A 14,403-nucleotide genomic window follows, 5' to 3' on the forward strand; every position below is an offset into this window, starting at 1 on the left:
ACATGAAGCAATTACGGATGTGGCGTGTTTATCTACTGTTAGTGTGTTTTGTACCCGTTTTTGCTCAGGCAGAAGTGACTCAGCCTGATGCTGCTCAGTTGTTTATTGACATGTCTAAGTCGTTCTCAGAACTCAGTTATGATGGCATTTTTGTGCATTCTGAAGAGAATCAAATGAACAGTATGCGGGTGAAACACGAACGTAAAGAAGGTAAAGAATACGAAAGTCTTGTCGATCTTGATGGTCAGAAGATCAAAGTTCTGCGCATCGGTGATACAGTAATTTGTGTTTACCCCAATGAGTCGTACTCTAATAAGTTAACCCTTGGGAAGGCACCGTTTGATCGTTTTAAGCAGTTGGATGTTGATCGGTTAAAACAGGGTTATCGATTAGAACTGAGCGATAAAATGGGGCGGATTGCCGGTCGAGATGCGCGTGTGTTGAAATTGGTACCCAAAGATGACTATCGATATGGTCATGAGCTTTGGCTGGATAATAAAAATCATTTTCTTCTGAAACATGATATTACGGATGCTAGTGGAAAATTATTAGACCGGATACAGTTCACCGCAGTGAACTTTCATCCAAACTTGAAAAGGTCTGATTTTATCCCTAAAAAAGGAGAATACTCGGAAAAGTTGACAGAACCCATGTATCGCGCCGTGAAAAGTCAGTGGACATTTGATTGGTTGCCTCCTGGCTTTGCTCTGGTTTGGCCTAATGCTAGGGCCATTCATCAGGGCTCTACGATGCTTCTCTTGTCCGATGGAATGGCGAGCATTTCGGTGTTTGTGGATGCTGTGAATAAGCCCAAGAAAGCAACGATGATGAGTATGGGGGCGACTATGGCAGGAGAAAAAACAATCAAAGTAGGCAATCAGCTTTATTTGGTGACGATGGTTGGTGAAGTGCCAAGTATAACCATAGAGAAACTCATGTCCGTTTTTAGACCAAAGACAAAAGATAAACCAAAGGTAAAAGAATGATAGAAGAAACGGGAACCGTACTGTCCGTTGAAGAGGGTTATGCGGAGGTGGAGACCATTCGTACTAGCAGCTGTACCTCTTGTCGAGCGCGTCACGGTTGTGGACACCACGCGATTGCGCAGGTGTCTGCCAGTAATCGTATGCGTATGCGTGCGACTGCCCCATTTGAAGTTGAGGTGGGGCAACGCGTTGTGGTTGGTATTCCTGAAGATACCTTGTTGCAAGCGTCTTTTTGGATGTACTTAATGCCTTTGTTGGGATTAGTGGGTGGCGCCATGATTCCCTCTTTATGGCAGGCAAGCAATGATGTATCGGTAATTTGTTCTATCATGGGGTTTGTTTTTGGGTTATTGCTAGCAAAGAGAAAATCGCTCTCTGAAATAAATAACCCTAATTTTTACCCGACCGTTTTACGGATAGAAAGACCCTTACAGGACGAACATATTCCATTAATTTTTACGCCTTAAGTGTAGAACCTTCTTCACCTGGCACTGTAATCAACTTGATATGTCTTAAGGAGACCAATCAATGAACAGATTGCTTAAACAAACGAGCATCGGTGTCGTCATGTTTATGATGATGTTTTCCATGTTCGCCAAAGCTGCTGAGCTGCCTGATTTTACGAAACTAGTGGAAAAGGCGGCTCCGGCTGTCGTTAACATCAGTACTGAACAGATGATATCGACAAACGTTGCGTCGCAAGATGGGCCGCAGCTTGATCCAAATAATCAAGCACTGAACGAGTTTTTCCATCGTTTTTTTGGCCAGCAACCTTTCCCCGGTCAACCTGGTGATCCACAGGCTCCTAGACAAGAAGAGCGTAGCTCTCTAGGGTCAGGGTTCATTATTTCGCCTGATGGCTATATTTTAACTAACGATCATGTTGTGAAAGGCGCCGATGTAATTCATGTGACCTTGAGTGATCGTCGTGAGTATAAAGCCAAATTGATTGGTGTCGATGCGCGTACTGATTTGGCCCTGTTGAAAATTAATGCGAAAGATTTGCCAACTGTTAAAATGGGCAATTCTGATACTTTAAAAGCAGGTCAATGGGTACTGGCGATTGGTTCACCATTTGGTTTTGATCACACTGTTACCGCTGGTATTGTGAGTGCGACAGGCCGTAATCTCCCCGATGATAATTATGTCCCCTTTATCCAAACCGATGTGGCCATTAACCCAGGTAACTCAGGTGGTCCACTGTTCAACTTAGATGGACAAGTTGTGGGGATTAACTCACAAATTTATACCCGTTCTGGTGGTTTCATGGGGATGTCCTTTGCGATCCCATCTAATGTGGCCATGTCTGTTGTTAAACAATTAAAAGAGCACGGTAAAGTGTCTCGTGCTTGGTTGGGTGTATTGATTCAAGATGTGAATTCGGATTTAGCACAATCCTTTGGTTTGGATCGTCCACATGGTGCGTTGATTAGTCGTGTTATGCCAAAATCGCCTGCTGAAAAAGCAGGGCTACAATCCGGCGATATTATTTTGTCCTTCAACGGCAAAGAAATTAATCACTCCAGTGCACTGCCTTACATGGTTGGTCAGCTAAAAGCGGGTGAAAAAGTGACGATGGAGATTTTCCGTGATGGAAAAAATAAAACCATTTCTTTAACGCTTGAGTCACGTCCTGCCGATAAGCACAAAACAGCAGAGTCTGTTGCTGAACAAAACCGTTTAGGCATGGTGGTTGGTAATCTATCTACAGATCTAGAGAAAAAGCTTGATATCAAGCAAGGTGTAGTTGTCGAACAAGTGATCGGCGGTGCTGCTTCTCGTAATGGGTTAGAGCAAGGTGATGTGATCACTATGTTAGATGGTAAACAGATTAAAGATGCTCAAAGCTTCTCTGACATTGTGAAGAATATACCAGATAATCGTCCGGTTCCAATGCGTGTGATTCGCCAAGGTTATCCAATGTTTATTCCATTTAAAATTGGCAAATAAAGGCTTGGCTAATCGTTAATTAGGTTCTTATTTAAGCGAATAGCTTTCACAGAAAAGCCCTCATATTGATTCAATATGAGGGTTTTTTTTAGGCTCAAAAATGGTGTGTTGTACACTGGGGCACTTTTTGATGTCAGCACCAATAGAGAGGATTTGCCCCTTGTAACGAGAGGTGATAAGCCGTATCTGTGTTATTTTGCTTAAAAAATGAACTAAAATAGTGCGTTTTTTTGATTTTAACGTCTATTTGAGTGCATTTTTTCTTGCTACTTGCCTTTCCTATTTGGTTCAATACCGTCCCTTGAACTGGCAATAAACGCCTCGCCAGCAATTTTATCCATTTCTAGGAGTTTTGTTTTGCTTGTACAAATAACTGATTTACTGTGGAGCTATGTTCTGATCGCATTGCTCATTGCTGTTGGCCTTGGTTTTACTCTGTCGTCCCGATTTGTTCAATTCCGCTTTTTTGGCCGCATGTTTTCTGTCTTATTCAGTAAAAAAGAAGCAGCTAAGAATGGTCAGCTGACGTCTTTTCAAGCTCTCGTTCTGTCTGTTGCTGGGCGAGTAGGTGGCGGTAATATAGCGGGTGTGGCGGTCGCTATTACCATCGGAGGTCCAGGAGCAATTTTCTGGATGTGGCTGGTGGGGTTAATGGGAATGGCTACCAGCTTTTTTGAATGTACCCTAGCACAAGCTTATAAAACGGCAGAACCTGACGGCTCTTTCCGTGGTGGTCCAGCGCAATACATTTCTCGCGGTATTGGGGCGAACTGGCGTCCATTGTCCATTGTGTACTCTATCTTGTTATTGATTACATTTGGTGTGGCCTTTACTGGTGTTCAATCCTATGCCGTTGCTACGTCGTTACAAGATGCCTTTCATATTCCTCTAAAGGTGAGTGGATTGGCTTTAGCCGTTGTGATTGCTTTGATTATCTTTGGTGGGGTAAAGCGTATTGCGCGTATTGCTGAAATCCTTGTGCCTGTGATGGCCATTGGTTACTTATTGTTGGCATTGATTGTTTTAGTAATGAACGCGACGGCTATTCCCCATGCTCTAGAACTTATCGTGCAAAGCGCGTTTGGTTTAGGCCCAGCTGTCGGCGGTGGTATGGGCGCCGCCATAATGATGGGAATGAAACGTGGCTTGTTTTCTAATGAAGCGGGTTTAGGCAGTGCGCCAAACGTGGCGGCGACGGCTTTTGTTCCTCATCCTGTAAACCAAGGTATTGTACAGTCCTTTTCTGTCTTTATTGATACCATTTTGCTTTGTACTTGTACGGCATTGATTATTCTACTGGGCACCAATTACGATCCTTCTAGCACTAATATTGGGGCTGGCGGTGTCGCGTTAACTCAGGCGTCTTTAGCGACCCATCTTGGCGAGTCAGGCCGTATTTTTGTCAGTATCGCGCTGTTGTTATTTGGCTTTAGTACGATTTTGTATAACTACTATTTGGGTGAAAACAGCTTAGCCTTCTTATTCCGTAGGGGAAAAGGGACATTGGCTGTCATGATCTTCCGTTTAGCGGTTATCTTACTGTGTGGTCTTGGTGCGGTGGCCGACTTAAACTCTGTCTTTGCTTTTTCTGATTTAACCATGGGGCTGCTTGCGGTTGCCAACTTGACGGCATTGATTATGCTATTCAAAAAAGGCTTACGCATTCTGAAACACTATGAGGATCAATTGAAAAAAGGTGTAGAGAGCCCTGTTTTTTCTGCAGCGGATCTCCTGAGTTAAATTTAGATGATAAGGCATGGCCTGTTCAGGCGACTCAGAAAAAGTAAGCTCGAATTGGGCGATTTATCTAACGAATAGCCAGTCCCTATTCGCGAAAATAGGATCTAAAAAAACCGCTCTGAATCATCAGAGCGGTTTTTTTGCTTTTGCGATCAGCGTTTTCCTTAACGAATAGTTTTCACAAATATTTTTGAGTTTCGTTGGTAATTATACAGTGCTTGTTTTTTAGCTGGTAATGTCGTTATTGAGGTTTCACTAAAGCCACGCTCGATAAACCAATGGGCGGTTCGTGTCGTTAAGAGAAACAAGGTGCTCAAGTTTTGTTGCTTTGCAGCCTGTTCAATGCCTTTTAATAGTCGCTCCCCGCGATTTAATCCACGGTAATCGGGCGATACTGCTAGGCAGGCCAGTTCCCCCGCATTTTCTTGCTCAAATGGATAGAGCGCCGCGCAAGCCACAATGGCACCATCTCGTTCGATGACGATAAAACGATCAATTTCATTTTCCAGTAATTCCCGTGAACGGCGAACCAAAACGCCTTTCTCTTCCAATGGGGCAAGTAGAGCCATCATGCCACCCACATCATCAATGTGAGCGGGACGAAGTTGCTCATAACTGTCTTCGTCTATCATGGTGCCTGCTCCTTCACGGGTGAACAGTTCTCTGAGTAAGGCACCGTTTTCGTTGTAAGAGATCATGTGGGCTCTTGGGACATGTTGACGAACGGCGGCGACACAGGCCTCTAAAGCGACTTGAGTGAAGTGTGGTAGGGTATTGTTTTGTAAAATGATTTCAGCATCATGGGCGACTAATTCAGAGTAGAGTGCTCCCTCAAGGTCGAAAACCCCTTCTTCTTCCGAATAGATGATGAGCTTGTCGGCTTTAAGTTGTATCGCTGCTTGTACGGCAACGTCTTCGGCTTTTAGATTAAAGACTTCACCTGTTGGTGAAAAACCAAGGTGAGGCAACAGCACCATGTTATCGTCTTCAAGCAGACGAAAAATGGCGTCGGAGTCAATGCGGCGTACTTCTCCGGAATGGCCATGGTCAATACCGTTTACCACGCCCAGTGGACGTGCGATGACATAATTGCCACTGCACACTTTCAAACGAGCCCCTGCCATAGGCGTATTAGATAAGCCCATGGACAATTGGGCTTCTAACTGCACACGAACGGCGGCTGAGGCTTGGATAATGTCTAACAACTGTTCTTGTGGGGTAATACGATAGCCATCTTCAAAGACGCTAACTGCATTTTTTTGCGCTAAAGCTTTATCAATTTGGGGGCGAGCGCCTTGAACGAGTACGAGGCGAATGCCTAATGAATCCAGCAGCGCTAAATCATGAATGATGCTGGAAAAATGATCACATTCCAATGCTTCTCCTGGAATTAAAATAACGAATGTTTTTCCCCTATGGGCATTAATATAAGGAGAGGAGTGGCGAAACCAGTCCACGTAATTGAGTTCTTCAGACACGGTCTTCCTCGTCTACGTTGTTAAATGGGTCTATCTTAGTTTGCTTATGGTGTTTGTCGATAGGTGGTGTGTTTGCTTTAACCAGTTTGTTATCGACTGTTTGTAGGCAATAGCGATGAATTAATCCTTTTAGAATATGTTGCATGGGTTTTATCTGATCTAGCGCCATAAACTCGTTTGGCTGGTGCGCTTGGTCAATGGAGCCCGGACCCAATATTAAGGTCTCGATGCCAAGTTGATTTAAAAAGGGGCCCTCGGTACAAAAAGCGACACTATCACCTGTTTGTTGAGTCAGTGCTTCACAGGTTTTTAAAATATCTGAGTCTGTAGACGTTAAGAACGAAGGAATGTCTTCAAACAAGCTGTGCATTTCGATTGTAGTGCCCGTTGTTTCTTCGATTTTGGGTAATATCGCTTGAATCTCTTCCATCAAGGATTGGTTACTCATTCCAGGTAAAGCGCGTAGGTCAAAGTCCAGTTCACATTTTCCACAGATACGATTTGCACTGTCGCCGCCATGTATACAGCCAAAGTTCATGGTTGGGTAATCAATGACAAAACTGGCGTCGCGATATTTTTTCTTCAATTGCTGACGAAAGGTCATCAGTTCAGACATGACCAGATGCATGGCATCCATGGCGTTATTACCAAGAGCAGGATTGGATGAATGACCAGACTGTCCTTTAATTTGAATACGTTCCATCATAATGCCTTTGTGGGCATAAATGGGTTTGAGCTGGGTGGGCTCACCGATCACCGCATAACGGGCTTTGATTTTCTGCTGGTTGACTAACGCACGAGCACCGGACATAGAGGATTCTTCATCCGCAGTGGCGAGGATAATTAATGGCTCTTTCAATTGGCGCAAATCCATATCGCGAAGGGTGTCGATGACCACGGCAAAAAAGCCTTTCATATCGCAACTGCCTAACCCATACAGTTTGTTATCCCTTTCTTCTAATGAAAAAGGATCGGATTGCCAGCGGCCTTGGTCATAGGGAACGGTATCAGTATGACCTGACAATACTAAGCCGCCTTCGCCATGACCAATGGTGGCAATTAAGTTGACATTATTGGGCCGGTTTGGAATTGCCATGACCTCACAAGAGAATCCCAAAGAAGAAAGCCAGCTTTCTAGCAGCTCAATAACTTTTTTATTTGACTGATCCCAGCTGGCTTGACTAGAACTGATAGAGGGCGATGCAATCAGTTGAGACATCATGGTGATGAGTGGCGGTGGAGTGTTCACAAACTATCCTCGATCAAAGTGATAACGCTAATATTACTACTGTAGGCTGGGCATCTGATACACTTAGACAAAAATTAAGTTGTCTCTGATGTGATGGGGCGTCAGAAGTAGATGAGGTTAAGAAAATATGGCTACCGAGCTAGAACTTAAGCTAATGGTTCAGTCCGAGTATCTCCAGTCTGCGAGTGAGTTTCTTGATGAGATTTGCAAACACGCTAGTGAGACAAGCTCTCGTCAACCTACACTCTCTTTGATGAATGGCTATTTTGATACGACCGAGGAGACCCTAATGGAAGCGGGGGTGGCATTGCGTATTCGGTCAGTGAATCAAGAATATATTCAGACATTGAAAACCCGAGGCAGTAGCCGAATTGGCATGCACGCCCGTGGCGAATGGGAATGGCGTGTTCCTAATGGGCAGTTAGATTTATCTTTGCTAAAAGCCGTTCCTTTACCAGAGTCGTTAGTGGACTTATCTTGGGGAAAAGATCTAATTGAGGTCTATCGAACGGATTTTGAGCGCCAAGTCTGGTTGATAGAAGAGCAAGGCACGCAAATGGAAGTGGTGTGCGATCAAGGGGTTGTCACCTCCCCCTTTGGTGAAGCACCTATCTGCGAATTAGAGCTTGAATTAAAGTCAGGTGATGATAATGGCTTATACGAATTCGCTAATAAGTTAGCCCAACAGGTTCCTGTGCAAGTGAGTACAGTGTCAAAAGCACAGAAAGGGGTTCGTCTTAAGCATGGACAGATTCAATTTCCCGATAAGCCAAACAGTACAATGACGGAATTGGATTTAGCCGTATATTGGTACGAATGCTGGTTAGTTTATTGGGAAGCCATGTTTTATATGAAAGATGACATATTGATTCAGCCCATTCGTCATTCGTTGGTTCAACTGGCTTATTATCTGTCGTCAGAATTGAAGCAAGAGGTGCTGCAATTAGAGAAAGTATTATTGGCAGCGTCCTCGGAATATGAGGAGGATCTGCTCCCTCATTTTGGAGGTATGAAGCAAACTGGCATTGTCATGTTAAAAGTAGGTCAATGGCTCAATCAGGTATCGGTCCATTAGATTGCTATGCAGCTGATCCAGCAGAGTGCTTGCTAATTCTTTTATCCATAATAAAAAATAGATACTTTTACATGACGTACTCCCGTAGACATTGTGTAAAGGCTTAAACCATAAAGAAGGAATCTCCTTTGACCCCGCTTGTGAAGAACACTGCTTACCCTGTTTATTGTGAACAACATCCTAATCGATCGACGCTTTACGAGGCGATTCAAGAATCTAGAGAGCGTCGCGGGTTGACTCTTCTTAATCAAGAGCAAATCGATCGTTTAGAACCGCTATGGTTGTTAAGTGACTATCTGCATCAGCAATGGGTGCGCTTTCCTCATTGGTTAGACGATCACTTATGCGAGACAATGTACCTGCCGCAACCATCCTATGAAGCCATGATGGCGGGAGAGGACTACTTTGCTCGCGATGCCGACATGGTTAAAGAGGCGTTGCCGCAAGAACAAGAGTCAGCGGGGCTGGATGAGCCGGGGTTAATGAAGCGCCTGCGCCTTTATCGACAGTGGTGGATGACGCGTTTGATCGCGCTGGATCTTCAGCAGCAGATTTCTCTAAAGGACTTAACCAGTAAGCTAAGTGCTCTAGCCGATGCCACGGTCAAGACCAGCTTAGCATGGAGTGTTGGCTATTATCAGGCACTTTATGGTCACGCGTTGGATCATACAGGCAAAGTACAATCTATGATTGTCATTGGCATGGGCAAACTCGGAGGTAATGAACTTAATTTATCGTCGGACATTGATTTGATCTTTGCCTTTCGTGAGCACGGCGAGACTCAAGGAGGGAAAAAGAGCCTCTCCCATCAGGAATACTTCACGAAACTTGGGCAAAAGTTAATTCAACACTTAGATCAGGTCACTGCTGATGGTTTTGTCTTTCGTGTCGATATGCGCTTGAGACCATTTGGTCAGTCGGGGGCGTTGGTGCTAAATATGGACTCCTTGGAGCAATATTACCAAGATCAAGGGCGTGATTGGGAACGCTATGCCATGATCAAAGCGCGAGTCATGGCTGGCGACCAGCAAGATATTGCCGAGTTCGAAGCCTTACGCAAACCGTTTGTGTATCGAAAGTATCTCGATTTTGGGGCGATTGGTGCCTTGCGTGATTTAAAGCAAATGATTGCCAAAGAAGTGCGCCGCAAAGGGATTGAGCATAATATCAAGCTGGGAGAAGGCGGCATTCGAGAAGTTGAGTTTATTGCTCAAGCCTTGCAAATCCTCCATGGTGGACGAGATCATGGATTGCAAAAGCCTGCTTTATTGTCTGTTCTGCCTTATCTGGAAAAATATCGTTATCTTTCCTCAACCGATGTTGCCACGCTCACACAAGCCTATCTTTTATTGCGTCGTACCGAACATGCATTGCAAGCGTATCGGGATGAGCAGACACAGCTTATACCTGAGGATGAGATGGGACGGACTCGCCTAGCGATTATGGTGGGTTTTGATTCTTGGCAAGCATTAAACGATGAACTGTGGCGCCTGCGCCATCTCGTCAATGGAATTTTCTCTGAACTGATTGACGATGGCGAAGAAAGCAGTGAAGAGGTGAAACAGCAAGAAAACTGGCGTTTGTTGCTGAAAAATGCCAAGGATCAAGAAGCCATTGCTGATGCGATTGCTGATATACAGTGGCAGGATAGAGAAGCGGCCGTGAATCGGTTAAGTGTGTTTTTAAGCTCAAAAGGCGTGGTCTTTATGCAGCCCATTGGGCAGGAGCGTCTATCGGTTTTTTTAGCCGCCTTTGTATCGGCATTAGCAGAAGAAAGCGCTCTTGATATCATTTTAGAACGGATTATCCCCATTCTGGATGCGGTATTGCGCCGTACCGCCTATTTGGTCCTATTGTGTGAAAATCCCACGGCCATTACCCATTTAATGCGTTTATGTCGTGAAAGTGCTTGGTTTAGTGAAGTGATTTCCAGCTCCCCAGCGTTACTGGATGAACTACTAGACGCAAATACCTTATTCTCGCCTCCTAGCAAATCCATGTTAAAAGAAGAGTTACAGCAAATTCTGCTGCGGCTTCCAGAAGACGATGAAGAAGCACAAATGGATGCTTTAAGACGATTCAAACGATCCATTACTTTACGGATTGCGGCCTGTGATATCACAGAAATCTTGCCTGTTATGAAAGTGAGTGATCACTTAACTTGGTTGGCAGAAGTCCTGTTAGAGCAAGTATTGCAGCAATCCTGGTGGCATTTGACCCACAAGCATGGTTTTCCTGTTCAGGATGGGGATCCGGTCAGCTCACCACAATTGGCGATTATTGGTTATGGGAAGTCTGGTGGTTTGGAGCTAGGTTATGATTCCGATTTAGATCTAGTGTTTGTTCACGATGCCCAAGCCAATGGTTACACAAATGGCGACAGAAGTGTCGATCATTTGACCTTTTACACACGGCTTTGTCAGCGTGTTATTCACATGCTGACCAGCTTTACCGCAGCAGGCCGATTGTATGAAGTGGATATGCGCTTACGTCCGTCAGGTAATTCGGGATTATTAGTCAGTAGCCTGGAAGCTTTTAAAGACTATCAGCAAAAAGAGGCATGGGTGTGGGAACATCAAGCACTAACCCGTGCCAGAGCATTAGCGGGTGATCAGGGTTTGATGGCTAAGTTCGAAGCTTGTCGTAAGTTAATTATTGGCTGTGAACGAGATCGCGTTGAGCTCAAACAAGAAGTCATCAAGATGCGTGAAAAAATGCGTGCTCACCTGGATTCCGGTGGGAAAGAGAAGGGCTTTGATTTGAAACAAGGCGCCGGTGGGATTATAGATATTGAGTTTATGGTGCAATATCTCGTGCTGGCTTGGTCCTATCAATACCCAGAATTAATGCGTTATTCGGATAACGTTCGCCAACTAGAAGCGGCGGCCAATGTCGGTTTGATCGCCAATGAAACGGCCCTAGAAATGACGCAGACGTATACTTTGTACCGTGCTTTGAACCATCGTTTGAATCTTCAAAAGCAAGGGCGGGTTGTACAAAGGGATACCTTGGAGAGCAATCAGGCGTTAGTGAATCGTCATTGGGATGAATTCGTGAACAAGGCGAGCTTATAGAGCCGTTGGTTTATAGTGTCACTCAGTGAAGATTTTCTTTTTATTATCAGTCGAGTAGACAAGCAAAGCGCTTAGTTAAAATAAATTGATCGTAAAATGAACAGTTTTCGACTATAATGGTCATATAAGAAACGGAAAGTATTTTTTTAATGACGTTTGGGAGGTTGTTATGGATGGTATCAGTGGCGCAAGTGCCACCGCATCGTATGCCAGAGAAGCCTACACTGCGAAGCTATCTCAGGATGCTCAAGTGCAACAGGGTCAACGGGCGCTTGAACTGTTAGCGAGCACTGACAGTAACCCAAAGGCCAATCCTACGCCAGCCGCTAGCAGCGGCAGCCATATGACAACAGATAATCTTGGGCAGAATATTAATATTAATGTCTAAAATAGGTTAGGCTCTAGGTTACAAAAATTTCGAAGTAATTAACAAAAACTCAATGCCAAAAAAGCCAGCTTAATTAGCTGGCTTTTTTGTTTTTGTGTCCTGTCCTGAAATTGTTTTATCTCAACAGAGACAAATGAATGACGATTAAGCGGTTGGCGTCTCTTCGATAGAGGGCAAAGGCTGATCATCTATGGCAGCTTCAAAGGCTTTTAGACGTTTGTAAATAGAGAGCAATTCAACAATCGTTGTCCAAGAGCCGACTAAGAACTGAAATGAACTTTCTACTTGGTTAAAGGCATTGCTAATACGCTGGAAGATACCAAGAGTAATTGTGCCAGCAATAATGGTAGGACCTAAAGCAATAAGAGGCACTAGGACTCCTGCCTGTAAATAACCATATCGGACGATGTTGAAATACAAGTAGTTTGCATAGAGGCGGAAATAGTTTTTTCGCACATTGGCGAAGAGTTCTGTCAAAGTAACAGGCTGAGCTCTTTCTTCATAGTCTTCTCCATATACCAGCTCCTTACGATAAGCCGCCTCCACTCGCTGATTTTTAAACTCAAGGCCTGGTAAACGAATACCTGCGATGGCTAATAAGGCGGTTCCTATGATCGACCATAATATCGCAACAAAGATAAGGGATTGTGGCACAGCGCCAATAAGAGGTAGCTCTTTAACATGGGCAGATAACATCCATAACACGGGTAAAAAGGCTAACAACGTCATAATAGAATTTAAAAAGCTCACCCCTAGACTCTCCATAATACTGGCAAAACGCATGGTATCTTCTTGAATACGTTGTGATGCCCCTTCTATATGGCGAACTTGTTGCCATTTAGATGTGTAGTATTGTGTCATGGCTGTACGCCAACGAAAGACATAGTGACTAACAAAAAAGTTATTGAGTACAGCGACAGTAATGCCAACCAAAGCAATGGTAATAAAGGTTGAAAGTTGAGAATAGAACTGCGTTGCAGTGATGTTGTCTGGGGCACTTAAGGCTTTTTGAATCAGATCATAAAAGCTTCCGTACCATTGGTTGATCATCACGCTGATCTGCACTTGGAACCAAGTAATAAAGACAATTAACCCCGAGCCTATCACTGACCATTTAGCCCATTTTTGTCCACCAAACGCCATCCATCCACCAATAAAAATAGCGTAGCAAACGGTCATATATTGATACAACCAAACATCTAACGCGTCTTGCTGTTGACTAGCGAAAGCGGCTTGTGCGGCGGCGTTTGCGCCTTTGGCTAAGGCATCAGGAAAGTGCATGCCAAATAACGAGCCTAAGCTTAATAGGTGACCTAGGTCTTGAATTTTTGCATACCAGCTAATGACACAAACAAGGGCCCATAGGACGAAACTTAGAAAAAATAATTTGGGTTTGGGAAAGAAGGATAAAAACACTATTTGGTTTCTCTATAAAGTTCACTTACAGATAAGTCGTTGATCTACTAAACTAGCCCAACGACGCTTTCTAAGAGAGTAAACTAGTCGCACTGTAAGAACAATCTTCGTCATGAAGAGAGGTTGGAATAAACATGAAAGTCGGTTCAGTAGCGATGGAAAAAGTAGAAGACAACATGCCTCCTGTCACTGTGTATTTAGTCGAGGCGTTTTCCTACCTTGAAAAGGGTGGAAATACGGCGGGGGTGATGTTGAACGCAGACAATTTGTCTAGAGAGGATCGTCTCAGCATAGCGAAACAAGTCGGCGTCTCGGAAACAGCGTTTGTTTCTCAAAGTGAAAAAGCGAATTTTGCGGTGGCGTTTTTTACGCCAACGGAAGAAGTGGATTTTTGTGGGCACGCTACCGTGGCGACTTTTTGGCTGTTAAAACATCTAGGTATTGTCTCTGAGGGACGTTATATGCAAGAGACAAAGGCGGGTGTGTTAGCGGTTGAAGTAGATTCCACAGGGTTGGTTACCATGGAGCAGGTTCCACCAACTTGGATGAAAGTCTATTCTGCTGACGTTATCGCACCGCTGTTCGGTTTGTCAGAGAGGGCGCTTTCTTCGCTAGCTTTACCGATTCAAGCCTTATCGACTGGATTACCGGACATTATCGTGCCCGTACCAACAGGTGAATTAGACAAGGTGGTTATGGATGAAAAAGCGGTAGTGGACTTTTCTCGACAGGAAAAAGTGATCGGCTTTCATCTTTTTGAATTAAATCCAGAAGAAGATGGGGTGACGGCTTATTGTCGTAATTTTGCGCCTGCGGTTGGGATAGCCGAAGAGTCTGCTACAGGCAGTGCGACAGGGGCGTTAGCCTGCTATTTGTATAAACAGTTAGGTTGGACACGTATGAGCTTTGAGCAAGGACGAGCAATTGGGAAAACATCGCGCCTCTGGGCTGAATTAAGTCTTAGGGAAGGCGACATCGCGCAAGTACATGTGTCTGGTATGGCTTATCTGAAAGGCGAGTATACAGTCAATATTGGCTAAAGGTTTT

At 44.4% G+C, this 14,403-nt stretch carries 10 protein-coding genes and 1 pseudogene; 8 read left to right on the top strand and 3 right to left on the bottom strand.

Annotated elements, in window-relative coordinates; translation table 11 throughout:
- Positions 1-2: 2 nt before the first annotated feature.
- The 4 genes and pseudogenes from AC0VYI_RS05070 (at position 3) to AC0VYI_RS05085 (ending at position 4,723) form a co-directional block, all read left to right on the top strand.
- Positions 3-986 (top strand): MucB/RseB C-terminal domain-containing protein, encoded by a 984-nt coding sequence (locus tag AC0VYI_RS05070; RefSeq protein ID WP_475447731.1) that lies wholly within the window; start codon positions 3-5, stop codon positions 984-986.
- A complete protein-coding gene (locus tag AC0VYI_RS05075; protein ID WP_199477779.1) occupies positions 983-1,453 on the top strand; it encodes a SoxR reducing system RseC family protein in 471 nt (156 codons plus the stop codon). Before AC0VYI_RS05070 ends, AC0VYI_RS05075 begins: the two co-directional genes overlap by 4 nt.
- A gap of 61 nt (positions 1,454-1,514) precedes the next feature.
- Entirely contained in the window at positions 1,515-2,936 is a 1,422-nt protein-coding gene (locus tag AC0VYI_RS05080; protein WP_475447733.1) for a DegQ family serine endoprotease, read from the top strand.
- Positions 2,937-3,293: 357 nt separating this feature from the next.
- Positions 3,294-4,723 (top strand): annotated as a pseudogene (locus AC0VYI_RS05085) (alanine/glycine:cation symporter family protein).
- A 117-nt stretch (positions 4,724-4,840) separates the two neighbouring features.
- Here AC0VYI_RS05085 and argA read toward each other — a convergent pair.
- Together argA and argE are read right to left on the bottom strand one after the other, a co-directional pair.
- Positions 4,841-6,154 carry an amino-acid N-acetyltransferase gene (argA, locus tag AC0VYI_RS05090; RefSeq protein WP_199477782.1) on the bottom strand — a complete coding sequence of 438 codons (1,314 nt, stop codon included), beginning with the start codon at positions 6,152-6,154 and terminating at the stop codon, positions 4,841-4,843.
- Positions 6,147-7,403, bottom strand: a complete 1,257-nt coding sequence (gene argE, locus AC0VYI_RS05095; protein ID WP_475447736.1) for an acetylornithine deacetylase — start codon at positions 7,401-7,403, stop codon at positions 6,147-6,149. The genes argA and argE overlap by 8 nt, the downstream gene beginning before the upstream one ends.
- A gap of 127 nt (positions 7,404-7,530) precedes the next feature.
- Here argE and AC0VYI_RS05100 point away from each other — a divergent pair, with 127 nt between their 5' ends.
- The 3 genes from AC0VYI_RS05100 (at position 7,531) to AC0VYI_RS05110 (ending at position 11,940) form a co-directional block, all read left to right on the top strand.
- Positions 7,531-8,478 carry a CYTH domain-containing protein gene (locus AC0VYI_RS05100; protein WP_475447738.1) on the top strand — a complete coding sequence of 316 codons (948 nt, stop codon included), beginning with the start codon at positions 7,531-7,533 and terminating at the stop codon, positions 8,476-8,478.
- 128 nt (positions 8,479-8,606) lie between these two features.
- On the top strand, positions 8,607-11,552 hold the full coding sequence (gene glnE, locus AC0VYI_RS05105; protein ID WP_475447740.1) for a bifunctional [glutamate--ammonia ligase]-adenylyl-L-tyrosine phosphorylase/[glutamate--ammonia-ligase] adenylyltransferase: 2,946 nt from the start codon (positions 8,607-8,609) through the stop codon (positions 11,550-11,552).
- Positions 11,553-11,721: 169 nt separating this feature from the next.
- Positions 11,722-11,940, top strand: coding sequence for a hypothetical protein (locus tag AC0VYI_RS05110; RefSeq protein ID WP_475447743.1), 219 nt, complete (start codon positions 11,722-11,724; stop codon positions 11,938-11,940).
- Between the two features lie 144 nt (positions 11,941-12,084).
- Here AC0VYI_RS05110 and sbmA read toward each other — a convergent pair whose 3' ends face one another.
- The gene (gene sbmA / locus AC0VYI_RS05115; RefSeq protein WP_475447745.1) at positions 12,085-13,356 is read right to left on the bottom strand and encodes a peptide antibiotic transporter SbmA; all 1,272 of its coding nucleotides are present in this window, start codon (positions 13,354-13,356) and stop codon (positions 12,085-12,087) included.
- A gap of 134 nt (positions 13,357-13,490) precedes the next feature.
- On the opposite strand from sbmA, the gene AC0VYI_RS05120 reads away from it, so the two are divergent.
- Positions 13,491-14,396 carry a PhzF family phenazine biosynthesis protein gene (locus AC0VYI_RS05120; RefSeq protein WP_475447747.1) on the top strand — a complete coding sequence of 302 codons (906 nt, stop codon included), beginning with the start codon at positions 13,491-13,493 and terminating at the stop codon, positions 14,394-14,396.
- Positions 14,397-14,403: the final 7 nt, after the last annotated feature.

It is taken from the genome of Marinomonas sp. 63XJN7_9_ISO-PGPR-S23-217, assembly GCF_056173515.1.